26 protein-coding genes are annotated in these 26,690 nt (G+C 62.2%); 13 read left to right on the plus strand and 13 right to left on the minus strand.

Annotation, left to right across the window (positions count from 1 at the left end; translation table 11 throughout):
* Positions 1–9: 9 nt before the first annotated feature.
* Positions 10–849 carry an alpha/beta fold hydrolase gene (locus OVY48_RS04625; RefSeq protein WP_037472719.1) on the minus strand — a complete coding sequence of 280 codons (840 nt, stop codon included), beginning with the start codon at positions 847–849 and terminating at the stop codon, positions 10–12.
* Between the two features lie 73 nt (positions 850–922).
* Positions 923–1,579 carry a hydrolase gene (locus tag OVY48_RS04630; protein WP_069064380.1) on the minus strand — a complete coding sequence of 219 codons (657 nt, stop codon included), beginning with the start codon at positions 1,577–1,579 and terminating at the stop codon, positions 923–925.
* A gap of 247 nt (positions 1,580–1,826) precedes the next feature.
* Here OVY48_RS04630 and OVY48_RS04635 point away from each other — a divergent pair, with 247 nt between their 5' ends.
* Positions 1,827–4,781 (plus strand): sensor histidine kinase, encoded by a 2,955-nt coding sequence (locus OVY48_RS04635; RefSeq protein WP_069064381.1) that lies wholly within the window; start codon positions 1,827–1,829, stop codon positions 4,779–4,781.
* 16 nt (positions 4,782–4,797) lie between these two features.
* Positions 4,798–5,445, plus strand: a complete 648-nt coding sequence (locus tag OVY48_RS04640; protein ID WP_069064382.1) for a response regulator — start codon at positions 4,798–4,800, stop codon at positions 5,443–5,445.
* Between the two features lie 7 nt (positions 5,446–5,452).
* On the opposite strand, the gene OVY48_RS04645 is transcribed toward OVY48_RS04640, so the two are convergent.
* The gene (locus OVY48_RS04645) at positions 5,453–7,054 is read right to left on the minus strand and encodes a class I adenylate-forming enzyme family protein (RefSeq protein ID WP_237236147.1); all 1,602 of its coding nucleotides are present in this window, start codon (positions 7,052–7,054) and stop codon (positions 5,453–5,455) included.
* Positions 7,055–7,282: 228 nt separating this feature from the next.
* Between OVY48_RS04645 and OVY48_RS04650 the strand changes: the two genes are divergently transcribed.
* Positions 7,283–8,071, plus strand: coding sequence for an SDR family oxidoreductase (locus OVY48_RS04650; RefSeq protein ID WP_313921919.1), 789 nt, complete (start codon positions 7,283–7,285; stop codon positions 8,069–8,071).
* On the opposite strand, the gene OVY48_RS04655 is transcribed toward OVY48_RS04650, so the two are convergent.
* The gene (locus OVY48_RS04655; protein WP_313921920.1) at positions 8,068–8,856 is read right to left on the minus strand and encodes a sugar phosphate isomerase/epimerase family protein; all 789 of its coding nucleotides are present in this window, start codon (positions 8,854–8,856) and stop codon (positions 8,068–8,070) included. The two genes, OVY48_RS04650 and OVY48_RS04655, sit on opposite strands and share 4 nt — an antisense overlap.
* An 80-nt stretch (positions 8,857–8,936) precedes the next feature.
* On the opposite strand from OVY48_RS04655, the gene OVY48_RS04660 reads away from it, so the two are divergent.
* Genes OVY48_RS04660 through OVY48_RS04670 form a run of 3 tightly spaced genes read left to right on the plus strand, consistent with a single transcriptional unit; the run spans position 8,937 to position 11,659 of the window.
* A complete protein-coding gene (locus tag OVY48_RS04660; RefSeq protein WP_313921921.1) occupies positions 8,937–10,157 on the plus strand; it encodes an aromatic ring-hydroxylating dioxygenase subunit alpha in 1,221 nt (406 codons plus the stop codon).
* A 45-nt stretch (positions 10,158–10,202) separates the two neighbouring features.
* Positions 10,203–11,147, plus strand: coding sequence for an acyl-CoA thioesterase II (locus OVY48_RS04665; protein WP_313921922.1), 945 nt, complete (start codon positions 10,203–10,205; stop codon positions 11,145–11,147).
* A gap of 14 nt (positions 11,148–11,161) precedes the next feature.
* On the plus strand, positions 11,162–11,659 hold the full coding sequence (locus tag OVY48_RS04670) for a MaoC/PaaZ C-terminal domain-containing protein (protein WP_313921923.1): 498 nt from the start codon (positions 11,162–11,164) through the stop codon (positions 11,657–11,659).
* 15 nt (positions 11,660–11,674) lie between these two features.
* Here OVY48_RS04670 and OVY48_RS04675 read toward each other — a convergent pair whose 3' ends face one another.
* Genes OVY48_RS04675 through OVY48_RS04705 form a run of 7 tightly spaced genes read right to left on the minus strand, consistent with a single transcriptional unit; the run spans position 11,675 to position 19,211 of the window.
* Positions 11,675–12,835, minus strand: a complete 1,161-nt coding sequence (locus tag OVY48_RS04675) for an acyl-CoA dehydrogenase family protein (protein WP_313921924.1) — start codon at positions 12,833–12,835, stop codon at positions 11,675–11,677.
* 40 nt (positions 12,836–12,875) lie between these two features.
* Positions 12,876–14,288 carry a 2-oxo acid dehydrogenase subunit E2 gene (locus OVY48_RS04680; RefSeq protein ID WP_409592960.1) on the minus strand — a complete coding sequence of 471 codons (1,413 nt, stop codon included), beginning with the start codon at positions 14,286–14,288 and terminating at the stop codon, positions 12,876–12,878.
* A gap of 11 nt (positions 14,289–14,299) precedes the next feature.
* Complete coding sequence (locus OVY48_RS04685) at positions 14,300–15,310, minus strand: alpha-ketoacid dehydrogenase subunit beta (RefSeq protein WP_069064388.1); 1,011 nt, start codon at positions 15,308–15,310, stop codon at positions 14,300–14,302.
* 14 nt (positions 15,311–15,324) lie between these two features.
* Positions 15,325–16,296, minus strand: coding sequence for a thiamine pyrophosphate-dependent dehydrogenase E1 component subunit alpha (locus OVY48_RS04690; RefSeq protein ID WP_069064389.1), 972 nt, complete (start codon positions 16,294–16,296; stop codon positions 15,325–15,327).
* Between the two features lie 27 nt (positions 16,297–16,323).
* Positions 16,324–17,655 carry an aromatic ring-hydroxylating dioxygenase subunit alpha gene (locus tag OVY48_RS04695; protein ID WP_313921926.1) on the minus strand — a complete coding sequence of 444 codons (1,332 nt, stop codon included), beginning with the start codon at positions 17,653–17,655 and terminating at the stop codon, positions 16,324–16,326.
* Positions 17,656–17,692: 37 nt separating this feature from the next.
* The gene (locus OVY48_RS04700; protein ID WP_069064391.1) at positions 17,693–18,454 is read right to left on the minus strand and encodes an SDR family NAD(P)-dependent oxidoreductase; all 762 of its coding nucleotides are present in this window, start codon (positions 18,452–18,454) and stop codon (positions 17,693–17,695) included.
* A 13-nt stretch (positions 18,455–18,467) separates the two neighbouring features.
* The gene (locus OVY48_RS04705; protein ID WP_313921927.1) at positions 18,468–19,211 is read right to left on the minus strand and encodes an SDR family NAD(P)-dependent oxidoreductase; all 744 of its coding nucleotides are present in this window, start codon (positions 19,209–19,211) and stop codon (positions 18,468–18,470) included.
* A gap of 172 nt (positions 19,212–19,383) precedes the next feature.
* Here OVY48_RS04705 and OVY48_RS04710 point away from each other — a divergent pair, with 172 nt between their 5' ends.
* Positions 19,384–20,052 carry a TetR/AcrR family transcriptional regulator gene (locus OVY48_RS04710; protein ID WP_313921928.1) on the plus strand — a complete coding sequence of 223 codons (669 nt, stop codon included), beginning with the start codon at positions 19,384–19,386 and terminating at the stop codon, positions 20,050–20,052.
* On the opposite strand, the gene OVY48_RS04715 is transcribed toward OVY48_RS04710, so the two are convergent.
* Positions 20,040–20,771 carry a ThuA domain-containing protein gene (locus OVY48_RS04715; protein ID WP_313921929.1) on the minus strand — a complete coding sequence of 244 codons (732 nt, stop codon included), beginning with the start codon at positions 20,769–20,771 and terminating at the stop codon, positions 20,040–20,042. The two genes, OVY48_RS04710 and OVY48_RS04715, sit on opposite strands and share 13 nt — an antisense overlap.
* Positions 20,772–20,845: 74 nt before the next feature.
* On the opposite strand from OVY48_RS04715, the gene OVY48_RS04720 reads away from it, so the two are divergent.
* The 4 genes from OVY48_RS04720 to OVY48_RS04735 all read left to right on the plus strand — a co-directional run bounded on the left by OVY48_RS04720 (position 20,846) and on the right by OVY48_RS04735 (position 24,613).
* Positions 20,846–22,060 carry a CoA transferase gene (locus OVY48_RS04720; RefSeq protein WP_313921930.1) on the plus strand — a complete coding sequence of 405 codons (1,215 nt, stop codon included), beginning with the start codon at positions 20,846–20,848 and terminating at the stop codon, positions 22,058–22,060.
* On the plus strand, positions 22,057–22,422 hold the full coding sequence (locus tag OVY48_RS04725; protein WP_069064396.1) for a Zn-ribbon domain-containing OB-fold protein: 366 nt from the start codon (positions 22,057–22,059) through the stop codon (positions 22,420–22,422). The genes OVY48_RS04720 and OVY48_RS04725 overlap by 4 nt, the downstream gene beginning before the upstream one ends.
* Before the next feature lies 1 nt (position 22,423).
* The gene (locus OVY48_RS04730; RefSeq protein ID WP_313921931.1) at positions 22,424–23,575 is read left to right on the plus strand and encodes a thiolase; all 1,152 of its coding nucleotides are present in this window, start codon (positions 22,424–22,426) and stop codon (positions 23,573–23,575) included.
* A 132-nt stretch (positions 23,576–23,707) separates the two neighbouring features.
* Positions 23,708–24,613 carry an SDR family oxidoreductase gene (locus tag OVY48_RS04735; protein WP_069064398.1) on the plus strand — a complete coding sequence of 302 codons (906 nt, stop codon included), beginning with the start codon at positions 23,708–23,710 and terminating at the stop codon, positions 24,611–24,613.
* Here OVY48_RS04735 and OVY48_RS04740 read toward each other — a convergent pair.
* Complete coding sequence (locus OVY48_RS04740) at positions 24,586–25,074, minus strand: VOC family protein (RefSeq protein WP_313921932.1); 489 nt, start codon at positions 25,072–25,074, stop codon at positions 24,586–24,588. The two genes, OVY48_RS04735 and OVY48_RS04740, sit on opposite strands and share 28 nt — an antisense overlap.
* 157 nt (positions 25,075–25,231) lie before the next feature.
* Here OVY48_RS04740 and OVY48_RS04745 point away from each other — a divergent pair, with 157 nt between their 5' ends.
* Positions 25,232–25,786, plus strand: coding sequence for a nuclear transport factor 2 family protein (locus tag OVY48_RS04745; RefSeq protein WP_313921933.1), 555 nt, complete (start codon positions 25,232–25,234; stop codon positions 25,784–25,786).
* 3 nt (positions 25,787–25,789) lie between these two features.
* Positions 25,790–26,578 (plus strand): enoyl-CoA hydratase-related protein, encoded by a 789-nt coding sequence (locus OVY48_RS04750; protein WP_313921934.1) that lies wholly within the window; start codon positions 25,790–25,792, stop codon positions 26,576–26,578.
* The last annotated feature ends 112 nt before the right edge of the window (positions 26,579–26,690 follow it).

Consider the following 26,690-nt stretch of genomic DNA (forward strand, 5'->3'; position numbering starts at 1 on the left):
GTTCTGGCGTCAGGCCTTGATGAAGGCGAGGATGTCGGCGTTCAGCACGTCGGCATTCACCGTGAGCATGCCGTGCGGATAGCCTTCGTAAAGTTTCAGCGTCGCGTCGGGCAGCAATTGCGCCTGCAGCACGGCCGCATTTTCATACGGCACGATCTGGTCATCATCGCCATGCAGGACGAGGGTCGGCACGGTGATCGCCTTGAGGTCATCGGTCTGGTCGGTTTCGGAAAAGGCCTTGATGCCCGCATAATGGGCAAGCGCGCTGCCCATCATCCCCTGCCGCCACCAATTGTCGATCACGGCGGGCAGCACGGTCGCCCCGTCGCGATTGAAGCCATAGAAAGGCCCGGCCGCGACATCGCGGAAAAATTGCGTGCGATTGGCGGCCAGCGCAGCGCGGAACCCATCGAACGTCGCGATCGGCAGGCCGCCGGGATAGCGATCGGTCGCCAGCATGATCGGCGGCACGGCGCTCACCAGCACCGCCTTGGCAACGCGCCCATTGGGCAGGCCATGGCGCGCGACATAGGCCGCCACTTCGCCGCCGCCAGTCGAATGGCCGATATGGACGGCGTTGCGCAGGTCGAGATGATCCGCGACCGCTGCCGCGTCGGCAGCATAATGCGCCATGTCATGGCCGAAATCGACCTGGGCGGAGCGTCCATGACCGCGACGGTCATGCGCGACGACGCGATAACCCTTGGCCAGGAAGAATAGCATTTGCGCGTCCCAGTCGTCCGACGAGAGCGGCCAGCCATGGTGGAACATGATCGGCTGGGCATCCTTGCTGCCCCAATCCTTGTAGAAGATATCGACGCCGTCCGTGGTGGTGATGAAACTGCTCATGGGAAATCTCCGGTGGAAGAAATTGGGTTAGAGCCATGACCGGATCGAGCGTGATCCGGTCAGGGTGCCGGTATCAGTGACCGCCTTCGGACGCGCCGAACATGGTCTTGGCATAGGTGATGCCGATGCCGTAGCCGCCGCCCCATTTGCGGGCGATGCCGGTCGTGAGATCATAGGTTTCGCCCCGCGCCCAGTCGCGCTGGAGTTCGAGCAGATATTGCAGCGCCGTGATTGGGCGGGCACCTGCCTGGATCATCCGCGCGACAGCACGCTCATGCGCTTCTTCAGAAATGTCGCCGCAGGCGTCGGTGATGACATAGACTTCAAATCCTTGCTCCAGCGCGGACAGGGCCGGGCCGACGATGCAGACGCTGGTCCACAGGCCCGCCAGCACGATCCGGCCTTTCCCAATGCGGTTGATCTCTTCGATCACGGCGGCATCTTCCCATGTGTTCATCGACGTGCGGTCGAGCATCGCCTGGCCCGGAAAGGGATCGGTAATCTCGGTGAACATCGGGCCGGAAAAGCTCTTTTCGGCAACCGTGGTCAGTATGGTGGGGACGTTGAACCCGGCTGCGGAACTGGCAACCAGCGCGGCATTGTTGCGCAGCAGTTCGGGCGCGATCGACTTGGTGGCGAAGGCCATTTGCGACTGGAAATCGATCAGCACGAGCGCATGATCGGATGGCGACAGCAAGGCGGTTGCCGGTGTGGCGGTTGCGGTAGGCATGGACAATATCCTTTCGACGAGGACAGGAATGGGGGGCAGCAATAGGCGCTTCCTGCAAGGCGATCGTCACGGCGACGATCGGCAGGGGCAATGATTACACCCGACGACCGCTTGTCCCCACACTGGCAAGGGGGAGAGGCGGCTCCCCCATTTGGGGGAGCGCGCGCTATGGCCACGCCCGACCCCATTCGATAGGTTGCGGCAAAGCGCACCAGGGGGACTATCTTTGCGCCATATCAGGTCATGCTTGCTGATTGCGGCAGCGCTGGTCGCGACGCCACTCGCCGCCACGGGCATCGAGGGATTCAAGCATAGCAGCTGGACGCCCGAACAAGGCGCGCCCAGCAATGTCGTCGGCATCGCCCAGACGCCCGACGGCTATCTGTGGATCGCGTCGGCCGAGGGCGTCTTCCGCTTCGATGGGTTGAGCTTTGAATCCATACCGGCCCCGCGCGAGGCGCGTTTCGCCAACGCGATCCCGACCTCTGTCTTTGCCGATCGGGATGGCCGCTTATGGGTGGGCTTCAATCAGAATGCTGGCGCAGCCGTCTATCGCGCCGGTCGCTTGCACGCCTTGTCCATGCCGTCTCCCCCGCCCTCCATCCTGAAATTCACCCAGACCGCCGACGGTGCCCTTTGGGCGTCCTGGGGCGGCCAGGGAGACAGGTTGTTTCGGTATCGTAATGATAATTGGCAGGTCATGGATCGGCGCTTGAACCTGCCGCCGGGCGAGATTGCGGCGATGGCCTCGACAGCGGATGGCAGCCTTTGGGTGACGCTGGGCAACAGTCGCGCGGATGGCACGCTCGCCCGGCTGTCGCCCGGTGCCGCCCGATTCCAGACAGAGGCCGACCGCATAGGCTTTACCATGCTCGCCCGCGCGCCCGACGGCGCGCTGTGGATTTCGGATCGCAATGCCACCCGCATGATACGCGATGCCAAAGGCGCGCCGCCCATTCGCCCGCGCCTGTTTCCGCCGGTCGCGGGCGCCGCCGTCCCTACCCTGGCCTTCGACCGGCGCGGCGGCATCTGGGGCACGACGCGCGGTGTGGGGCTGTTCCGGCTCGATCCGGCGACGGGCACGGGTGTCGAGCGGCTGGAAGTCGGCCGCATGCTCTCATCCGATGCCACGATCGATGCCTTCACCGATCGCGAAGGGAGCATCTGGGTCGCGACCGATGTCGGGCTGGATCGCTATCGACCCGCCGCCATAGCCCGGCTGTCAGCTATCCCGCCCGATGTGCAGGACGGCCTGAAACTGGCCCGCGCCAGCGACGGCACGGTCTTCGTCGCGGGAAGCCACACTCTTTATGCCCTCGCACCCGTCGGCCCCGCGCGGCGCATCGCCGATGGCCTGGGTCGCATCGCAACGCTCTGCCCGGCTTCCGACGGCGGCATATGGATCGCCCATGGCGGGTCGATGACACGATATGATGCCACCGGCTCATTGACGACCAGCTTCGCCCTGCCACCCGACCCCGTAGCCCCGACCAGTTGCGCGCAGGACCGGCGCGGACGGCTGTGGATCGATGGCGCGGGCACGATCTGGGTCGGCACGAAGGCACGCTGGCAGCGGGCCGCCGCTGATCTTCAGGGTGGCGGCGCGCTGGACATCGTCGCCGATCCCGATGGCAACGGGGTGCTGGTCAATACAGGCCATGCCGACCTGCTGAAGCTCGATGCCGTCACCAGCCGCGGCGTGCCTGGCCCGCCGCTCGCCATCGGCGCGCTCGCCGCCCTGTGGACAAGCGAGGATGGCGTCTATGCCAGTGGCGCAAAGGGCATAGCGCGCATTGCCGGTGGCCGCGTGCAGCGGATCGAGGCGACGAACAATCCCTGGCTCGTCGGCGTGCGCGGCATGGCGCTGGGCAGGGACGGTGCCGCCTGGTTCCTGGTACGCCTAGGCATTGTCCGGGTCGCTGTCCGCGATCTGGCACGGGGCTTTGCGGCGCCCACGACCGCCCTTCCCCATCGTCTGTTCGACAGCCATGATGGCTATGCGACGCGCGGCCAGGCGATCAGCTTCCGCACGCCGCAGGTTGCCGCGACCGGCGATGGCCGCCTTATCTTCGCGACTCGCGCTGGCCCGCTTCTGGTCGATCCGGCCGATGCGGTCCGCAGTACGCTGTCGCCACCGGTCAGCATCCGCAGCATTACAGCCGGATCGCTGGTCCGGCGCGATCCACCGGCCAGTCTGACGCTGCCAGCGGGCACGCACACGGTTCGGATCGGCTTTGCGGTCAACAGCCTCGCCGTGCCCAGCCGCAACCGGGCCTTTTATCGCCTCGAAGGTCAGAGCGGCGGGTGGACGGCGGCGGGCGGACGGCGCGAGGCGACCTATACCAATTTGGGACCGGGTCGCTACCGGTTCCAGGTGATCGCGGTCAGTGCCGATGGCGTCTGGAACCGCCGTGGCCAGACACTTGCGATCACTATTCCACCGACCTTCCTGCAAAGCTGGACCTTCAAGCTGCTCTGCATGGCGCTGGGCCTCGCTTTGCTGTGGGTGGCCTATCGCATCCGGCTGCGCTTTCTGGCGCGCGAAATCCGCTCGCGCCTGCTCGACCGGCTGCGCGAGCGGGAGCGGGTCGCGCGCGATATCCACGATACGCTGTTGCAATCGATCCAGGCGCTGATGCTGCGCTTTCAACTCGCGGCCGATGGCCTGCCTGCGGGGCATCCGGCGCGCGGGGCACTGGAGGAAGCGATGGACCGCGCCGATGATGTGATCGCCGAAGGGCGGGACCGGCTGAGCGACCTGCGCCGGACGGAGGGCCTGGAAGATCCCGAAGCGGCGCTGCGCGAGATTGCCGGGCATCAATTGGCGGGGACGGCGATCGCGATCACGATACGCTCTTCCGGCACGGTCCGGCCGATCGATGCCGTGGCCTGGGACGAACTCGCCAGCATCGCGGCCGAAGTCCTGTTCAACGCGGCGCGCCATGCCCATGCCTCCGCGATGGTCGCCGAAATCCAGTATCGCAGCACCGGCCTGACCTTGCGCATCACCGACGATGGCATCGGCATCCCGCCCCATATGGCCAAGGAGGGACGGCAGGGCCATTTCGGCATAGCGGGCATGCGCGAACGGGCCGCCCGGATCGGCGGCCATTTTCGCATCGAAAGACGGCGCGAGGGCGGAACCGAAGTGACCGTGACAGTGCCCGCCGCCATGGTATATGGCAGCAGCAGAAAGCGATAGCGGCAGGTGGGCAGGCATGAGCGGTGTGAACGACCCATCCGAGCGCGACAGGCCGATCCGTCTGCTGGTCGTCGATGATCACCCGATGGTGCGCGAAGGGATTTGCGCCACGCTGGCCAGGCAGGACGACATGGTCATCGTCGGCGAGGCCGAAGACGGGGTCGAAGCATTGGCCCTGTTCCGCGATCTTCGCCCCGATGTCGTGCTGATGGACATTCAGATGCCCCAGATGGATGGCATAGAGGCGCTGCAGGCGATCCGCGCCGCGCGGGCCGATGCCACCGTCCTCATCCTGACCACCTATCCGGGCGACGTGCAGGCGCATCGCGCGCTGCAGGCGGGCGCGGCGGGCTATCTGCTCAAATCCTGCCTGCGCAAGGAACTGGTCGATACGGTGCGCGCCGTGCATGCGCACCGCCGCGTCATTTCACCCGCAGTTGCGCAACAGCTGGCGCTGCACGACCCGCAGGATCGGTTGACCAACCGCGAAGTCGATGTCCTGCGCCTGGTTGCCGAAGGACAGCCGAACAAGCAGATCGCCTGGCAATTGTCGGTCTCGATCGAGACCGTCAAGTCGCACCTCAAATCGATATTCGAGAAGCTGGGCGTGGACGACCGCACCCATGCGGTGACGGTCGCCGTGCGCCGGGGCTATTTCAGCTGATCGAGCTTCATGCCAAACCCAGTTCCGCGACAAGCGCCTTTTGCAGGCGGAATTTCTGAATCTTGGACGTCGACATCGGCCATTGATCGACGATGCGGACATGGCGCGGCACCTTGAAACTCGCCACCTTGCCCTTGCAATGATCGATCAATTCCTGCGTGGTCGTCTGGCTGCCATCGACCAGTTCGACGAAGGCGGCGGGCACTTCGCTATAGCGGTCGTCGGGTATGCCCACGACCTGCGCCAGCTTCACCGCCGGGTGGCTTTGCAGCATCGCCTCGATTTCCGCCGCCGCGACATTTTCGCCGCCGACCTTCAGCATATCCTTGGTCCGGCCGCGGAACATCACCTGCCCATCGGCATCCATCGACCCGATATCGCCGGTGTGGAACCAGCCATCGCGGATGACTTCCGCCGTCTTTTCCGGCGCGTTGTAATAGCCTTTGAGCATGTTGGGACCTCGTATCACGATTTCGCCATGCTCGCCCGGCGCGCAATCCCGCCCGCTTTCGACATCGACGATGCGCATTTCCCATTCGTCCAGCACTTCGCCGCATCGGCCGGTGCGCTGTTCGAAACTATTGTCCAGCCTGCTGGTCGAAACCGTCCCGGCGCCTTCGGTCAGGCCGTAGGTGCCGACTTGGATCGTGTGCGGCATCGCCGCGGTCACCGCATCCTTGATCCAGGCGGGCTGCACCGCGAAATTGGAATTCATGATCCGCAGGCTCGACAGGTCGGTGTCCCCGAATGTCGGATGAGTTATCAGATCCTGCATGATCGTGACGAAGCTTGGATAGGCGATCGTCGCCTTTTCCCGGCCCAGCATTTCGAGCGCTACGCCCGCGTCGAAATAGGGCACGGTCATATAGGCGCCGCCCAGATCGAGGATCATCGTCATCGGCAGAATGCCTGCGATGTGGAATATGGGGAGCGGCGACCACACTTTGTCCCGCCCGGTGACCTGATAGCGTTTGCCCAGATTGCGGCTGTTGCCGACCTGCGCCCGGTGGGCAATCATCGCGCCCTTGGGCGTGGCGGTCGTGCCCGATGTATAGAGAATCATCGCCACATCATCGGCGTCGACCGCGTCGATCGCATCATCGACCGCTTGTTCGGGGACATCGGCACCAAGCGCCAGCGCCTGGCTACCGCTCATCAGATAAGGCGCGCAGGGCGGGTCGAGGCAGATGATCGTGCGCAGCATCGGCGCTTCGTCCAGCGCCAGAGCCGCTGCGTCCTGCGCCTGCGTCAAGGTGGGGAGCGCCGCGACCAGTCTTTGCCCGAAATCGAGATTGTCGGCGACTTTTCCGGTTGTGACCAGCGCTACGAGATCGGCATCCTTCAACAGGAAGCTCAGTTCCGACGCCTGATAGCGGGCGTTGACCGGCACCGCGACCGCGCCAATCATGACGATGCCATAGAATATCTCGACGAAATCGGGCCGTGTGGTCAGCAATATGCCGATATTCTGGCCAGGCTGCACGCCCATGGCGATGAAGCTTTTGGCCCATGCGCGTGCCGACGCCTGGAGCGCGGCGTAACTCAGCTTGCGATCGGGAAATATCAGGGCATCGGCATCGGGCACGCGCCCGGCCGTGGCCCGCAACATCGCCCCCATCGTATAAATCGGTTCTTGGGCCACCATCACTCTCCCGGAAATTCACATTCCACTGTGCGATTGCGCTCTCAATCGAGGATCGGGCGCGGTTCTTTCGCTGGCGGTTCTCCGCCTTGGGGAAAGTGTAGTCAGGTGGATAAATAAAAACAATCTATCATGTCTTTTTTATTTGGCGATGAAAGCGAACGGGCTATCATCGCCGCATAAGAGGAGAGGGTTATGGGACAATTGGCAGGCAAGGTCGCGGTCGTCATCGGCGCAGCGGGTCCAGACAATATGGGTCAAGTCATCGCGCGGCGCTTTGCGGCCGAAGGCGCAAGGGTAGTGGTGGCAGGACGCGACGCAGAGGCGCTTGCGGAACTGGCCCAGGAATTGGACGGCATCGCCGTTGCGTGCGACATCACCAATGAAGCCGATCTCGCCGCCTTGGCCGATGTTGCGACGGCGCAACTGGGCGGCATCGATATCGCGCTGAATGCGACCGGATGGGGGCTGCTGAAACCCTTTCTGGATACGACCAAGGCCGACATCGAGAAGATCACCGCCCTGCAGTTCACCGGCGCGATCCTGTTCTACCAGGCCATGTTGCGGGGGATGCGCGACGGCGGGTCGCTGATCCAGATATCATCCGCCACCGCGTCGATCATGCTGGAAGATCACGCCGCCTATATGGGCACGAAGGCAGGGACCGACCATGTCATCCGATGCATCGCCAATGAATTTGGTCAGCGCGGCATCCGCGCCAACTCGATCGCGCCGGGCTTTACCGCAACACCCATGACCGCACGTGCCGCCCGGAATCAGGCGATCATCGACACGTTCACCCGCGAATATCCGCTGGGGCGCGTCGGCACCAGCGAGGACATAGCAGAGGCGGCGGTCTGGTTATCGTCCGATGCCTGCTTCATGACCGGACAAGTGCTTCAGGTGAATGGCGGGCTGACGCTGCGTCGCAATCCGACCAATGCGGAAATCGGTGCTGCGGTTCGGGCAGCCCGCGTTGGTTAAAGGCGCAATATCCCGGCTATCGCGTTGCGCGCGCGCTCTTCCGCCGGGACGCCCGCCTTGCGCGCTGCGGTTTGCGGGACTTCGGCTTCGATGATGGTATCGGGGTGAAGAGCAGCCTTGATCGCGCCGAGCGGAAACGCGCCTGCCCCCGGCAATCCCCGTTCCCGCACCGCTTCATGCCAGGCTGCGTCGGGCGCGATGTCCAGAGGACCGTCGCAGAGTTGCGCATAGGTGATCAGGTCGGCATGCCGCGCCACGGCCGCTGCATTGCCATCGTTGCGCATCAGATGCAGCACGTCGAGGACCAGCGTGCCGGATTGCGCGCCACGCACGATCCGCGCGGCCGATTCGATATCGCGCACGGCCGAAAATCCGTTGAATTCCAGGCCAGCGACAATGCCATGGTCAGCCGCCATGGCGCAAAAGGCGGCAAAGCATGCCATCCCTTGCGCCTCGTCCGCAATAGCGTGCAAATGCGCCGTGGCGCGCGTCGCACCGATCGCCGCACCGGTGCGCAAGCCGTCGGCAAAGCGGTCCAGATCCCCGTCCTGGTCGAGCGGAAACACCTCCAGGTTGCACACCGCTACATTTGCCCGCGCCAACGCATCGCGCACGGAAGCGACATCATCGGCCTTCACCATCGGATATATATGGCGCGCCTGTTCCGGCACATGACTGAACAATGTCACATATCCGCAGCCAAGGCGGCCCGCGATCGCGATCCATTCCACCGGCGTCACGTCGAGCGCGGTCAGGTGGTGCAGCGACAGGAGCCGGTTTTCCATCTTCAACATCCAATATAAAAATCATTCATGATTGTTTTTATGCTGGATTGTGATAGGGCAAGTCAATCAGGAGCGTGATCATGGAACTCAATGCCCTCGCCACGGCCAAGGTTGCCGACACGATGGAATTCGAACGCGGGCGCAAGGCGCCGCCCGAAGATTTCCCGCATTTGCCCGATATTCCCGGCGCACGTTATGTCGACAAGGATTTCCTGACGCTGGAGCGCGAACGCATGTGGAACCGTGCGTGGCTGTTTGCGGGACATACCGATCAGTTGCCCAATCCGGGTAGTTGGTTCCTGACCCGCAACACCGGTTCGCCCATCCTGATCGTGCGTGACCTGAGTGGCGAGGTGCAGGCCTTCTACAATACTTGCCAGCATCGCGGCGCGCCGCTGGTCACCGCCGATGCGGGCGAATCACGCGGCTTTGTATGTGGCTATCATGGGTGGAGCTACACGCTGGAGGGCAAGCTGACGGCGGTCCGCGACAAGCGCGATTTCGTCGACCTCGACTTTGCCTGCCGCTCGCTTGTCCCGGTGCGGTGCGAACGGCTGGGCAACCTCATCTTCGTCAACGAGGATGCCGAGGCGCAACCGCTGATGGACCATCTAGGCCCGATGGCGGGCGAACTTGACCAATATGCGCTCGACTCGCTGCGCTGGGTGGATTCGCGCAGCTATGACGTCGGCTGCAACGTCAAAATCCTGCTCGACGCCTTTTTGGAAGTCTATCACCTCAAATCCATTCACCAGAATACGGTGGATCGCTTCCTCGATCATCGCGGCATGTTCGTGACGCTCTGGCCCAATGGCCATAGCCGGATGCTGACCCCCAACCGCCGCCCCGACTGGCGCGACCCCGGCACCATCGGGATGCCGAAGATACCGTCGGTGACCGAAGTCCCCGCCAACAATAATGTGAGCTACCATATCTATCCCAATTTCGTGATGCCCGCCTCCGACAGCGGCATTCCGCTGCTGCAATTCTGGCCCACGTCGGACACGACATGCCGGGTCGTGTCGAGTTGGATCGCGCCGGATCATGATCCCGAAAATCCCAGCCCGTTGTGGGAAACGCGGATCAACAATTGGGAACGCATCCTATACGAAGATCTGCAATTCGCACCGCAGATCCAGGAATCGCTGGAGAGCAAAGGCTTTCGTGGCATGCCGCTCAACTATCAGGAACGGCGCATCTATCATTGGCATGAGGAACTGGACCGTCGCATCGGTTTGAACCAAGTACCGCCGGAGGCGCGGGTCGAGCAGGTGCTGCATGATTGCGTCGTTCGGGAATGAGATTTTCGCCCTCGCGATATCGTCCGATCGCTGCCATGGTGAGGCATGGCAGATAGCGACATAAGGACGCAGGGCGACGCCCTGAACGGGGCACGGCGTGACGATCAGGAAAGTGCGGCGAGCGAACGGGCGCTGCTGTTTGCCTTTGACGGGGTGCGGCCCGACCATTTCCGCACGACGCCTTTCCCCAGCAACCTGCTGCGCCTTTATGGCGGACAGGTGGTGGCGCAGGCATTGGCAGCGGTTCAACGCACAGCGCCCGCTGGACGCGCAGTGCATAGTTGCCACGCCTATTTCGTGCGCCCCGGCGACATTCACCGCCCGATCGACATCATCGTGACCCGCGACCGTGACGGACGCAGCTTTTCGGCGCGTCGCGTCGCGGTGGAACAGGATGGCAAGCTGATCCTCAGCCTGTCAGCCTCGCTCCATGATCGCGAGGAAGGACCGCGCCAGCATGTCGCGATGCCCGACGTGCCGCCGCCCGACGACCTGCCTTCGCTGGCTGATCATATCGCGTCCTTTGGCGACGCTCTGCCGAGTCGGCACTGGCCCTTCTGGCGGCGCGAAGCCTTGTTCGAGTGGCGCCCGGTTCAACCCTTTCGCCTGGGCGCGGTGCCGGTCGAATCCTCGCATCGGCAATTTTGGGTGAAGCTCAAGGCGCCGCTGGGCGACGACCTGGCCGAACATCAATGCTTTCTCGCCTATGCGTCGGACCTGCACATCCTGCATGCCGGGCTTGCACCGTTGGGGGTGAATTGGGCCGACGACCATCTGCAAACCGCGAGCCTCGACCATGCCCTCTGGTTTCATGACCCGGCGTTCCGCGTCGACGAATGGCTGCTATATGCCGTCGAAAGCCCTTTTTCGGGGAATGCGCGGTCGGTCGGGCATGGCAAAATGTTTACCGCCGACGGGCGACTGATCGCCACCGTGGCGCAGGAAGGGTTGATCCGCCTGCTGCCCACGCCGCGCCTCGATATGATCTGACACAAAGGCTAACCATGTCCGAACCGACGACCTTCGTACCAGCGCGGCCCCATCGCACGTTCGAGGATCTGGTGGTCGGCGAACGCCGTCAGTCGCGTGACATGCTGGTGACGCAGGACGCCATTTTGACCTTTGCCCGCGCCTATGACCCGCAATGGTTCCACAGCGATGCCGACATGGCCAAACAGTCGGTGTTCGGCGAACTGGTGGCAAGCGGCATTCATGTGCTGGCGATGTGGCGGCAACTCGATCATGAGATCAACAGCGACATTGATTTCGTCTGCGGTGTTGGCTGGGACGAATTGCGCCTGAAACGTGCCATCCGCGCAGGCGACATCATCCATGTCACGTCAGAGATCATCGACCTGCGCCCATCGACCACGCGCGCCGACCGGGGCACAGCGCTGACCCGCTATGCCGTATTGGTCGGATCTGAAGAGGAAGCGGTGACCTTCACCAGCATCAACTTAGTCTACACCCGCGAAGGGGTAGCGCAGCGTCAAGCTGGCTGACCCCCTGCCCCGTCTTCAGCGTCGCTGGTCGAACCGGCGGCCCAGCATGGCGCCGGCGATATTGACCTTCTGAATGTCGATCGCGCCGCCTGCAATGCCCCAGCCCCAACTGTCGCGCAAACGGCGTTCCATCGGGAAATCCTTGGAATAGCCATAGGCACCCATCAACTGCATGGCGTCGCCGGTCACCTCGCGCGCGATGGTGTTGGCGAAGCATTTGCCCGTCGAACTATGCAGGATGGACGGCAGGCCATCCTGCGCATTGGCCGCCGCACGCCAGATCAGCAACCGCGCCGCCTCGCACTTCATATACATTTCGGCGAGCTTCAACTGGACCGCCTGAAACTCCACGATGGGTTTGCCGAACTGTTTGCGCTCCTGAACATAGGCGGACACGTCCTCCAGCGCGCCGGAGGCCTGGCCCAGCGCCATCGTCGCATTGCCGCACCGTTCCAGATCGAACGCTTCCATCAATTGCTTGAAGCCCCCGGCGGGCACGATGATATTTTCGACCGGTACTTCGCAATCGTCGAAATTAAGGTCCGACGATGGCACGCCGCGAAAGCCCATCAACTGTTCGTTGGGACCAAAGCTCAAGCCGGGCCGGTCCTTTTCCACCAGCACCGCGCCAATCGCCTTGGCCCCCGGATCGTCCGACAAACGGCAATAGACGACATAGGCGTCGGCATGTCCGCCGCCCGAACACCATCGCTTCGTGCCGTTGATGATAACCCGGTCGCCTTTGACGACACCCTTGGTTTTCAGGTCGGTCAGCGCGCTGCCTGCGTCGGGCTCCGACATCGACACCGCCACCACCATCTCGCCAGCGCACACGGCGGGGACGACCCGACGCTTGAGGCTGTCGCTGCCGAAATATTCGATGGCGCGCACCGGGCCGACCGACGATTCAAAAATGGGAAAGGCGACCGCCGAGGAAATCTTGGCAAATTCCTCCAGCACGATCAACGCTTCGATATTGCCTAGGCCCAGCCCGCCAAGGTCGGATGACACGTTGATGCCCAGAAAGCCCATTTCGGCAAAGCGCTTGATCAGATCATGGCTGGGCGGGCGGTTGTCCCGCTCCAGTTCCGCCGCGATGCCGGGCAATTCGGCGCGGGCGAAATCGCGCGCGGCCGACTGCAATTCGATCTGGTCGGGTGACAATGTAAAGTTCAAGCTATCCTCCCTTGGCGGCGTCGCTGCGCCCGCTCGATGGTTAAAGCAGTTCAGGATGTTCGATCAGATTGGCGAGCGCAGCCATGAACCGTCCGCCGTCCCCGCCGTCGATCGCGCGATGATCGCACGACAGGGACAGGTGGAACACCGGCACGATTCGCAAGGCACCATCGTCGTCAATGGGTTCGGGCCGCGCCGTGCCCACGGCCAGGATCGCGCCCTGCGGCGGATTGATGATGGCGTCGAACTGCTCAACCCCGAAACCGCCCAGATTGGACAGGGAAAAGCTGCCGCCGCTAAATTCATGGGGCTGCAGCTTTCCGGCCTTCGCCCGTTGCGCCAGGGCGACCATGGTGGTCGATATGTCCGCCACGCTGCGATTGTCGGCATGGGTGACGATGGGCGTCACCAGTCCTTTGTCCGTCGCCACGGCCACCGCGATATCGGCGGCATCGAACATATATATGTCGGTGCCATGCACCTGGATGTTCATGCGCGGCACCTCCATCAAGGCCAATGCGCAGGCCTTGATCAGATAGTCGTTCACGCTGGGCTTCTGCCCCGTAACCGCCGCGCGCAGCGCCAGCAGCCGGTCGGCACGCACCCGTCGCCGGACGTAAAAATGCGGGATGGTTGCCTTCGCCTCGGTCAACCTGCGGGCGATGGTGCGGCGCATGGACGACATGGGCGTTATCGTCATGCCATCGCCATCCGCGACCGAGGGGGCCTGCGCGGCGGCTTCGACAGGCGTATCGATCTTTGTCTCGCGCGCGGCCTTGGCCAGTACGTCCGCCTTGCATATGCGTCCTCGCGGTCCCGACCCTTCGATCCCGTCGAGCGAGACATTGTGGATGGCCGACAATCGCCGCGCCATGGGCGAAGCGAAGGCTCCGGTGTCGGGCGACATCGGATAGGGTCCAGCGAGGCTGGTCGATGGTGCCGGGCGTATGGCCTGATCCACATCCTGCGCCGTGATCCGCCCGCCCCGACCAGACCCGGCGATGGCCGCCACATCGATGTCGGACTCCAGTACCTTCTGCCGGGCTGCCGGGCTGATGAATAAGTTGTCGGGAATGGGGATCGCGACCGGCTTGGTTGGCTCTGCCACCATGGCGGGCGCAGCATTCTCTTCGCCTGCCACATCAAAACTCGAATCGACCGGCCTGAAGGCGGCGATGACGGCGTCGATCTCCGCTTCACTTGCTTCGCCGCCATCGCTCAAGACCGCCAGCAACGCGCCGACCGGACAGGTTTCCCCAGCCTTTGCGATGATCCGCACGAACCGTCCGGGCGCCTCCGCCTCGACCTCGTTGGTGATCTTGTCGGTTTCGATCAGCGTCAGCGTCGTACCCCGTTCGAACGGCGCATTTTCCGCGACCATCCATTCGGCAATGGTGCCTTCGCTCATTTCGATGCCCCATTTGGGCATGGTGAAGGGCTTGAGTATCGCCATCATCCTACCCTTTATCGGAAAGCGAGGACGGAGCGGACTGCATCCTCGATCTTCTGGGGGGAAGGCACCCAGGCCCGCTCCAGCTCGCGGGCAAAGGGGATGGGCGAATGCGGCCCGGTGACCATGACCGGTGGCGCGCGCAGGCTGGTAAAGGCCTTGGACGCTACGATCGCGGAAATGTCTGCGGCGAGGCTGCATCTTGGCGGGCTTTCGTCCACGACCACCAGCCGTCCGGTCGTTTCCACCGAGTCCAATATCGCTTCCTCGTCCAGCGGACTGGTGGTGCGCAGGTCGATGAGGTCGACGCCGATGCCGTCCTTGGCCAGTTTGTCCGCCGCTTTCTCGCCAAAGCCGACCATCCGGCCACAGGCGACGACCGTCACGTCGCCGCCCTCCCGCACCATCCGCGCCTGGCCGAATGGTTGGCGATAATCGCCGTCGGGCACTTCGCCCTTCACGCCGTAGAGCGTCTTATGTTCGAAGAACATCACAGGATCGTCGCCGCGCAAGGCTTCGGTCAGCAGCCCCTTGGCATCGGCCGGCGTTGTGGGCAGCACAACCTTCAGCCCCGGCATGGCGGTCAACATGGCATAGACCGACTGGCTATGCTGCGCCGCCGTGTTCATGCCCGCGCCGTAGATCAGCCGCACGACGGCCGGGCATTTGGTCTTGCCCCCGAACATGTAACGAAACTTCGCCATCTGATTCCATAGCTGGTCCAGGCTGACGCCGACGAAATCGGCGAACATCAATTCGGCGACAGGGCGTTTCCCGGCCAGCGCCGCGCCCGCCGCCGCGCCGATGATCGCGCTTTCGGAAATCGGCGTGTCGATCACGCGATTGGCACCGAATTTGGCGAAGAGGCCGGGGGTCGTACCCCATATACCGCCGATCGCTTCCTGACCGCCGGCCGTTCCCGCGCCGCCAACGACATCTTCACCCAGCACGATGATGCTGGAATCCCGCTCCATTTCGGACATCAGCGTGCTGCTGATCGCCTCGCGGATATTCATGATGGCCATGTGTCCGCTTCCCTTCAATATGTGACGTAGACATCTTCGGCGACACTCGCCGGGTCGGGCACCTCGGCCGCGCGGGCCTCCGCCGTCGCCTCGTCGATCAGTTGCGCGACTTCCGCGTCGATCGCGTCCAGTTGCGCCATGTCGATCAGCTTCGCTTCGCCCACACGCGCGCGAAACGATTTGAGGCAATCGCGTGTCTCGCGAATGCGATCGATTTCGCCCGGCCCCCGATAGCGTTGCGGGTCGCCTTCGAAATGGCCGTAAAAGCGTTCGGTATCGAGTTCGATCGCCGCCGGGCCGTTCCCCGCGCGAACATAGTCCAGCAATTCGCGCATGACTTCATAGGTGTCGAAATAATCGCACCCGTCTGCACGCCAGGCCCGCATGCCGAACGCCTCGGCGCGGCTGGCAATATCCTTGTTCGTACCGACCGCATAATCGACGCCGGTATGTTCGGAATAATGATTATTTTCAAAGACGAAGATCGCCGGTGCCTTGACCACGACGGCCATGTTCATGGCTTCGAAGGTCGTGCCCTGATTGCATGCGCCGTCGCCGGAAAAGGCGATGGCTACGCGCCCGTTGCCGTCCAGCTTCGCCGCGATCGCTGCGCCCACCGCCTGCGGCGCGCCGGCACCTACGATACCGTTTGCGCCCAGCATCCCGACCGAGAGGTCCGCAATATGCATGGACCCGCCACGCCCTTTGCACAGGCCGTCACGCTTGCCGTAAATCTCCTTCATCATGCCCTTCACATCGCATCCCTTGGCAATGCAATGGCCATGGCCGCGATGGGTCGACACGATCAGATCTTCATTGGTCAAATGGTCGCATACGCCCACGGCCGCCGCTTCCTGACCGCAGTAGAGATGGGTGAAACCCAAAATCTCGCCGGTTTTGATCTCTTCGTGCAGCCGCTCCTCGAAGCTGCGGATCGTGACCATCCGGCGATAGGCGCCCAGCAGGTCGTCCCTGGAAAGCTGCATCACTATACTCCTTGAAGACGCACTATGTCAGACATCGCCCGGACGCTTGCCATCGGGGCCATAGACGTAGCGGTCGATCACACTGTGAAAATGGCGGATGCGCAGTTCCTGATCGCCGATCCACAGACCCTTGAAGGCGTCGGAATGCATGCCTTTCTGAACGGTCGGCAGGTTGAAGGCATCCTGGTCCAGCACCTGGCCGATCGACTTGTCGCCATGCTTGAAATATTTATGCTTGGGACGTTCGGGCCAGGGTTCTCCTTCGGGCACCAGTTCGAACATCCAGATATCATAATACATCTTGTCCGGGTCGGTCGCATGCGGGCGCTGACGAAACATCATGATGTCGTCGGCATGAACGTTCATCGAGACGTTGGGAAAGATGGTATAATGATAATCGTCGGTCAGCTGATCGTCGTTGAGGTCGGAATAATCCTTGCCCTGCGATGGACCGTGCTTGCGTTTAAACAGTTGCACGTCGCGGCGGATGTCGCTCACACGTCCTTCATATTCAGCCGGGTCCATCCCCGCACTGACCATGATCTCGTGGATGGCTGGTGGGATTTGTGACGGCAGCGCGACGCGCGGGCTGACCGTCGCGAACGGGATCAGATAGCGGTTATGCTTGTCGTAACAGTCGATCTGCACATGGATATCGTCGAGATACCATAAGAGCTGCGGATGGATGCCCTGGACATGATAGGTTTCGTTGAACGCATCGACGCTGGCTTTCCAGTTGCAGTCCCATTCGACCGTAATGTCGCGCGTCCACGCCATCCGGTCAGCATGATAAGGCGCGATATGCTGCTGCATCGGCGCGAGATATTCGTCCAGCGGCTCGACATCGGGGTTGAGCGAAAACCACACGAACCCCTCCCATTCCGCACAGGGGTAGCTGGGCAGGGCCGCACCAGGCGGGCACCCTTGCGGAAAGGTATCCAGATCAGGAATGCGCGTGATCGCGCCGCCGAGATCATAGGTCCAGTGATGATACATGCACTGGAAATGCTCGGCATTGCCTAGCCCTTCGGGTCGCAACTTATTGCCGCGGTGCAGGCAGACATTGGGGAAAGCCCGGATGGAGCCATCCTGCTGCCGCACGATCAGGACGGATTCCTTGCCGATTTCGGTGCAGATATAGTCGCCCGGCTCCGCAATATCGCCGGACCGCCCGCCCAGCAGCCACACCTTCGTCCAGATCCGATCCCATTCCAGCTGCATGAATGCGCGGCTGGTATAGCGTTCGGCCGGAATGATGTCATAGCCCAGATCCGGGTCTTCCTCCTTCTGGGTAGGCGTCCCATTGGGCCAGTCCTGCGGGTTAACCCGGATGACATCGACTTTGCGTTTGACGTCCATTGCTGCTTTCCTTGGGCGTGAAGCCCGGAATGGATGGTTAGAAATGGGTGCGGTTGGTAAAACCGCCATCGACCACCAGATGCGATCCGTTGCACCAGCTGGCCGCGGGGCTGGCCAGGAAAACGATGCACCGCGCCACTTCTTCAGGCGTGCCCAATCGGCCGCTGGGTTGTTGGCGCAACTGGCTGTTGTAGAATTTCTCCATCGTGCCCTTTATCATGTCCCAATTGCCGCCTTCGAACTCGATCGGGCCGGGCGACACGACATTGACGCGAATGCCATCCTTGCCATGGAACAACGCCAACTGCTTGCCCCATGTCACGAGCGAGGCCTTCATCGCATTATAGGCCTGGGGACCACCCATGGCTTCGCCGGTCGAGGTGGAAGCAATCAGGATGATGGAGCCGGACTGTTGCTCGGTCATCACGGGGATCACCGCCTCCACGGCACGGACCGGTCCCATCACATCGACTTCGAAGGCGTTGTTCCAATATTTCTCGCTGCCCATGCCGCCGCCCGCCGAGCTGATGGGAATCAATATGTCGCACCCACCCAGTTCCTCGATCGCCCATTGCAGCCAACTCTTATAATCGTCGGCTTTCTTGACGTTCACCGGCTTTCCGATGACGCGGGTGCCATAACGGCCAAGCGACGCGATCGCGTCCTTGACGCTATCCTCAGACCGGGCGGTAATCGCGAGATCGCAGCCTTCGCGCGCCAGTATTTCAGCAACCGCCATGCCGATGCCCCGTGCGGCGCCGACCAGAATGGCTTTCTTGCCCTGTAATCCAAGGTCCATCTTCCGCTCCCTGCTATGCCTTGAGTTCTTCGATACGTGGCAGACGGCATAACTGCGCGCCGCCGCTGATCTGCATGATGTCGCCGGTCGTGTAGCAATCGATCGCCGCCAGATAGGATATGGCGGCGGCGACCTGGTCGGGCTGCGTCAGTTCGCCGAGCGCCGTTTCGCGGCGGTACAGCGCATCCAGCCGCGCATTGCTCAAAAATGCTTCTGTCATTGGTGTGAGCGCAAAGCCTGGCGCAACGGCATTGACCCTGATGCCGAGCGGCCCGAATTCCAGCGCTGCAATCCGCACGACATGATCCAGCGCTGCCTTGGCCGCCGAGTAAGCGACCAAGCCTTGACCCGCCAGGCGCGAGACGACCGATGAAAAGAGGATGATGCTCGCGCCGCGCGGCATGATGGCACCGAAATGCTTGAGCAACAGGATGTTTGCCGTGACATGCATGGCCAACTGCGCCTCGATGTCGGCGCGGGTGGTTTTCAGGATCGATCGCCCCAACGTTGTGCCCGATGCGTTGACCAGCACGTCCACGGGGCCAGCGCGTTCCGCAAGGGCCGCGATGGCGGCTTCGTCCAATATGTCGCACGAAACCACATCGGCATCGAGCGCCTGCGCCAGAGGCGCCAACCGTTCAACCGCCCGCCCCGCCAGAATGATCGCACATCCATCCTGCGCGAGTCGGCGAGCCGCAGCTTCGCCCAAACCTCCAACGCTGGATGCGCCAATTATCAAGGCTGTCCGTTTCTCCATCCCTTATTCATGAACGAGCGGCCGGACGGACGCAAGCAGGAAACAATCATGACTGTTTTTTATCGGTCTGGCGATAGGCTTCTGACGGCGTCATCATAGACAATCCCGCGCAAACAGGCTTGACTTCGACGAGAAAAAACAGTCATGATTGTTTTTTGAAAGGACGAAATATATGGCTCTCGCCTCTGCGCGCCCAGCCACTGCACGCCGCGGGATCAAGGCGCAGTCGGCCACCGGACCAACGCAGCAATCGCTCAAAAGCGCACAGACACGTGCGCGGCTGATTGATGCGACCATAAGATGTATTGTCAAATTTGGCTATGCCAATACGACAACGCCGCAAGTCGCCGCCGAAGCAGGCCTGTCGCGTGGTGCGATGTTGCACCATTTCGAAAATGGCGCGGCGATGATCAAGGCGACCATCGTCGAACTGCATGAAAAGCGGCTGCGCGCCTTTCGCCGGGCGGCGGAAACGACCGACCATGACGCATCGACGATGGTCAGCACCTATTGGCGACAGTTGCAGAAACCCGCCTTCGTCGCCTTTCATGAGCTGGCTCTGGCCGCACGCACCAACGCCGACCTTGCGCGCATACTCCAACCGCTCCAGATCGAATTCCGGCAGAAATTCAATTCTCAGGCTGTGCAGCTTTTCCCCGAATGGCAAAGCGATCCCGTCAGCTTCGACCTTGCCATGACGCTGTCGCAAACGATGTTGGAGGGCATGGCCATCAACCTGCTGACCGGGGCGATCGAGGAAAGCATGGTCCAGCCCATGCTGCGCCTGCTGGAACAGCAAATCCGTCTGATGCGTCCGGGGCCGAAGGATCAGCCCAAATGAGGCCGGCCCCAGCCTATCCCGCGGCGGAGCAGGTCGTAGAAAACCGGGTAGTTCCAGGCGCAACGCTGTGGGTGCGGCCAGAATCCGGCGATGGGTTGCAGGTCGTAATGGCCCCGGCAATGGCCCAGCGTCAGATACAATATCGCGCCTTTGCCCAGCGTCCGTTCATACAGGACCGGCACCTGGGGATCGTCCCACTGGGCGTCGCGAAATTCCTCGCAGGTGCCGGTGAAGCTGGTGTGCAGCAGCACGTCGATATCGGCCGTGCGATGGGTCAGATACAATTCATCCTCTATCCGAAAATCGCGCAGTCCTTGCGTCATGACATGATCACCGCGCGTCACGGCGACCTTGAACGGCGCTATCGGGGGATGTCCGGCAAAGCGGGTGCCCAGCAACTGGGTGAAGGCGGGCTGTTCATCGGGTGTGTCGACAACACCATCCTGAGCAAAGCGCAGCACTGAATTGGTGCCATGGAGTGCCAGCCAGCGCCCTCCCTGCTCTACCCAGCTACGTAGCATGGCGGTCTGGTCCGGGGTGGGCATGAGGTCGCAAGTATAGGTTATCAAAAGATCGGCCGCCGTGATGCGGTCGACATCGGCATAGTCCGAAGACACGGAGGCACGGATTTCAGCATGTTCAGCCAGCAATTTGAGCAGTTCCAGCCGCGCGAAATCGATATCGTGGAACTTGCCTGCCGCAACCAGATGAACCTTCATTCTCGTCTCTCCCTCGCACATGCACGCGCGATGGTAGGACCGGGGATGGGCTTTGCAAGCGCGGGCGCACCGGCATGAGCGGGCGTGGCCAGGGACCGTTGGCGGGCGTCAGGATATTGGACCTGACGAGCGTGTTGATGGGCCCATATGCGACCCAGATCTTTGCCGACCTAGGTGCCGATGTCATCAAGGTGGAAAGCCCCGATGGCGACACCACTCGCTACTTGCCGCCGGGAAACGACCCGGCGCGGGGCGGCATGTTCATGAACGTCAATCGGGGCAAGCGCAGCATTGTCCTTGACCTCAAGCAACCCGCGGCGCGCGACGTGCTGCTGACGCTGGCGAAGACGGCGGACGTTTTCATCCACTCGATGCGGGCGCAGGCGATCGCCCGGCTGGGCCTGGACTATGCCGCGCTGAATGCGGCGAATCCTCGCATCATCTACGCCAATCTCTATGGTTTTGCCCGCTCCGGCCCCTATCGCGACTATCCGGCCTATGACGATATCGTTCAGGCGGCATCCGGCATCGTGGACTTGCAGGCGCGCCTTTCGAAGGGCGAGCCGACTTACCTCGCCACCGTGGTAGCGGACAAGGTGGCAGGGTTGACCGGTGCCTATGCGGTCATGGCCGCGCTGTTTGCGCGCGAACGCGACGGCATGGGACAGGAAATCGAGGTGCCGATGTTCGAAACCCTGGTGTCGTTCGCGACCGTCGAACATCTGTGCGGGTCGCTATTCGTGCCCCCTCTTGGTCCGCCCGAATATCCCCGCGCAACGTCAGAGGCCCGCCGCCCCTACAAAACCAGCGACGGTTACATCGGGGTGATGATCTACAACGACAAGCATTGGCGGTCCTTCTTCCAGGCCATCGGCGATCCTGATTGGTCCAAAGACCCGATGTTCGCGTCCATGCGTAGCCGGACGGAAAATATCGGTGTCGTGCTGGCGCGCGTGGCCCAAGTGATGGAACAGCGCAGCACCGAGGAATGGATCATCCTGCTGCGCAAGGCGCAAATCCCGGCGATGGCGATCGCCAGCCTGAGTGACTTGCTGCACGACCCGCATCTGGTCGCGACGGGATTTTGGGAAGAGCGCGACACGGACGAAGGCCTGTTGCGCTTTCCGGGCATACCGACGAGTTTTTCGCGTACCCCCGGTGCGATCGGCGATCCTGGCCCGGCGCTGGGTGCCGACGGGCGTGCCATATTGGCCGAAACGGGCCTGTCGGATGCAGCGATCGACGCCTTGGTTGACAGCGGCGCCCTCCAACTGGCGCAACCGGCATGAGCGGGCCTGAGGCGCATTGGCGCACCGCGCTGGCCGACGGGCGCTTCCTGTTGCAGCGCGCCATATCGAGCGGCACCGTCTATTTTCCGCCCCGTCTGGCAGAGCCTGGCAGTGGCGACACCGATGTCGAATGGATCGAATCGATGGGGATGGGCACTGTCTATTCGCTGACATGGATATCGCAACGGCCGCCTGCCTCGGCCTATAATGTCGTTCTGGTCGACCTTGACGAAGGCGTGCGCCTGATGAGCCGCGTCGATGGGACGACCGTCGACACCTTACAGATTGGATGCCGCGTGCGCGCCCATATCATCGACGAAGACGGCGCTCCGCTGCTCATCTTCAAGCCGGTGGCGCACTGACATGGGCGGCACATTCCCACGCGGCGAAGCGGCCATTGCCGGCATGGCGACGTTCGGCATCGGCGAGGCGCCCGGCTATACGGCCATGGAGCTGGCGGCCAAGGCCGGCATGGGCGCGATTGCGGACGCCAACCTGTCGCTCAGCGATGTCGATGGCCTGTTCATCTGCCTGCCCGACGATTTGTTCGCGGGGCTGTCCTTTGCCGAATATCTGGGCTTGAGCCCCCGCTTTACCGACAATAACCGCACCGGCGGATCGTCGTTCATGAGCCACATGATCACCGCCGCCCTGGCGCTCGATGCCGGTTATATCGACGTGGCGCTGATCGCTTATGGATCGAACCAGCGCAGCAGCGGCGGCAAACTTTCGACCCCGATCAAGAGCAACAATTGGGACGCGCCCTATCGTCCCCTATTCCCTTTATCCTCCTACGCGCTGGCGGCCGCCCGGCACATGCACGATTATGGCACCACCCGCGAACAAATGGCACAGGTCGCCGTGTCGGCCCGGCTATGGGCGAATAGCAACCCCGAAGCCTTTGCCAAGGGGCCGCTGAGCATCGAGGATTGTCTGGCGGCCCGGATCATCAGTTCCCCCCTGTCCGCGCGCGACTGTTGCCTGGTGACCGACGGCGCGGGGGCGATCGTCATGACGCGCACCGACCATGCGGCGACGCTGGTGCAATCGCCCGTGCCGCTATTGGGCGCGGCGGCAGCGACATGGTCGAACGCGATCGCGCAATTGCCCGACATTACGACGACGGCGGCGGCCGAGTCGGGTCCGCGGGCTTATGCGGCTGCAGGCGTTGGACCTGCCGATGTGCAAGTGCTCCAGCTCTATGATGCTTTCACCATCAACACGATCCTGTTTCTGGAAGATCTAGGCTTTTGTCCAAAAGGGGAAGGCGGACGGTTCGTGTCCGACGGCCGGATCGCGCCGGGCGGCGCATTGCCCGTCAATACCAATGGCGGCGGGCTGTCCTGCTGCCATCCCGGCATGTACGGGTTGTTCGCGATCATCGAAGCAGCGCGCCAGGTCAGGGGCATCGCCGCCAACCAGATCCCCGCCGTCGACATCGCGCTGGCCCATGGGAATGGGGGAACGCTATCCAGCCAGGCGACAGTGATACTGGGCAGTATGGCGACGTTGTGAATATGCGCCAAGAACGACCACAATAAAGACATTCGTGTTTGTTTTTTATTCCAGACTTGCTAGGCAGGGATATAAGCATGATGGCGTGATGCATCCCCAAATGGGATGCGTGATCGAGAAAGGTAGCGGGGCGTGAGCGAACCCAAGATTTTCAGGCCCGACCTCAACGACCCCACCCGCCCCAAGCGCGGGTTGACCGATGCCGATTTGGCCGTGCGTGACACAGTCTATCGATCCGACATGCTGGCTGGACAGACATTGCTGATTACCGGCGGTGGCAGCGGCATGGGAAAAGCAGCCGCCTTTCTCGCCGCGCGACTGGGGGCCAACGTCGCGATCTGCGGGCGGGACGAGGATAAATTGCTGCGGGCACGCGACGTCATTCTGGAAGCCACGGGCGTCGAGATTTTCACGCAAAGCACCACGATCCGCGATCCCGATGCGGTAGAAGCGCTGATTGGCGCAGTCCATGACAGATTTGGCGGGATCGACACCGTCGTCAACAATGCCGGAGGGCAATTCCCTCAGGACGCGATCGACTTTTCGCGCAAGGGCTGGCTGGCGGTGATCGATACCAATCTGAACGGCACATGGTGGATGATGCAGGAAGCCGCCAAGCGCTGGCGCGCGGACGGCAAGCCGGGCAATATCGTTAACATCGTCGCCAATGTCGAGCGCGGCATGCCGCAGGCCGCGCATACCTGCGCCGCGCGGGCGGGCGTCATCTATCTATCCAAGACGCTGGCCACCGAATGGGCACCGCATAATATCCGCGTGAACTGCATTGGCCCCGGCGTCATAGAGACCGAAGGCTTTGCCATGTATCCCGAAGAAGCGCTGGCGCGGTTCCATAAGGCCAACCCGATGAAGCAACGCGGCGACGCATGGGATGTAGCCCAGTCCATCGCCTATCTCGCCTCCCCCGCCGCGCGGTTCATCAACGGCGACCTCATCATTCTGGATGGCGGCCAGGCACAGTGGGGCGTCGTTTGGCCCGGCGGCATACCCGATTATTTCGACGAAGGTGGCGCAGCTTGATCCATGGTGCCAAGGAACGGAAAGGGGTGGTCGGGCGCGATGACCTGTAGCAATTCCACGACATTACCATCGCAATCGCGACCATAGGTGGCCTGCATCGTGTCCGGCCCGCCGGGCGGACAGTGAAAGTCCATGCCCAACGCACTAAGCCTGGCATATTCCGCTTCGATATCATCGACATAAAGGCATAGGTGGATCAGCCCATGATCGCACATGCGGCGATCAGTGCGCGTGCCGACGGGTTCGAGATATTGGAACACTTCGATATAGAAGCGGTCGAGCCGGATCATCGCATAATGGGCGGCGGAGCCGGGTAATTGCACCATCCGGCCGATCCGTTCGTTGTCCGCTTCCCAGCCACCGTCAGCTACTCGTTCAAATCCATACCAGCGCTGATAATGATCGACGAACCGTTCCAGATCGGGCGTGGAAACCGCCAGATGATGCACACCGCATATCATTGAACGACATCCTCCTTGAGATTTTTTCAGACGCCTGACTGCGGCTTATCATCTGGATGATAGCCACAATACAAACAAGCGTGAATGCTTTTTTCTTGATGCTGTCGAGAAAGCAGGCCTATGCTTGGGCCGTAGGAAAATGCCTGGGGAGAGTGATGTGAAGGATCTGGCGCACAGGATTGCGCGACTGGAGGCGGAGTCGCAAATCCGGCAGCTCGTCGCCCGCTATTGCTTCTATATCGACGATCGGCAGCGCGATTTGATCGGCACATTGTTCACCGACGATGCAACTTTGCGATCCGCCGATGGCGTGATGAACGCGACCGGGGTGGATGCGATCCTCGACCAATATGATGGCCGCTTCGATGTTTTGGGTCCAGGCCATCATTTCATGCATGACGTCCTGATAGACTTTGTCGGCGACGGACAAACAGAGGCGATCGGCAGGGTATCGGGCCATGCCGAATTGTGGCGCATGAATCGCATGATGGTCGCCGCCATCCGGTATGACGATGTATATCGCAATACCGATGACGGTTGGAAATTCGCCGATCGCGTCATCAACTTCCTCTATTATGTCGCGGTTGCCGACTATCCCGACATCCTGCGTACCCCCATGCGCAATCATGCCTATCCCGACCCACGTCCGGCCGATTTCCCCGAAGCGCTGCCAAGCTGGATCGCCTATGAAAAATCGCGCGGGCGAGGATAGGGCATGACCGCCGCTACCCCCGGATTGATCGTCGAACGGCTTGACTCTATCCTGATCCTGACGATCAGCCGCGCCCATTGCCGCAACGCCATCGACGCGGCGACATCCGCCGCCATCGACGGACAGATGAGCCTCGCTGAAAGCGACCCGACAATCGGTGCCGTCATTCTGACTGGCGCAGGCGACATCGCCTTTTGCGCCGGCATGGACATGAAGGAAGCCGCCCGGATCGGTCCCGGCCATGGCCTGATCCCCGGACGCGGATTTGCCGGCATCACCGAACGCCAGCGGACGAAGCCCCTGATCGCTGCGGTCAACGGCATAGCTGTTGCCGGTGGCCTGGAACTGGCGCTGGCCGCCGACATCATCATTGCCGCCGAACATGCCTGTTTCGGTCTGAGCGAAGTCAAGCGTGGACTATTCGCCTTTGCGGGTGGCATTCAGCGGCTTGCCCGTCAAATCCCCCGATCAATGGCCATGTCGATGATCCTGACCGGTGACCCGGTACCCGCGGCCCGCATGTGGCAATTGGGCTTGGTCAGCGATGTCGTGCCCGGCGATCGGCTACGCGACCACGTTATCGATTATGCCCAGACCATTTTGGGTCATAGCTGGGATGCGATTGCCAATGGCAAGGCGCTATATGACATGGCGGTCGACATGCCGATCTCCCAGGGACTGCGGGTCGGCAATGCCTTTGGCATGGCGACGTTGTCGAGTGCGGGCAGCCGCGAAGGGATAGCGGCCTTCGCTGAAAAACGGACAGTCCCCTACCCACGGGATAGAGACTGACGATAGCGCCATCCTTCCGACCCGCCATCACATAAGCGTTGCGCAAGGCAGCCGAATGGTGGGACGGCGATCCTGCGACATTGCTGCGCGACCTACCGCCCTCTCCCCGATC

It is taken from the genome of Sphingobium sp. SA2, assembly GCF_032227065.1.
Lineage (GTDB): Bacteria > Pseudomonadota > Alphaproteobacteria > Sphingomonadales > Sphingomonadaceae > Sphingobium.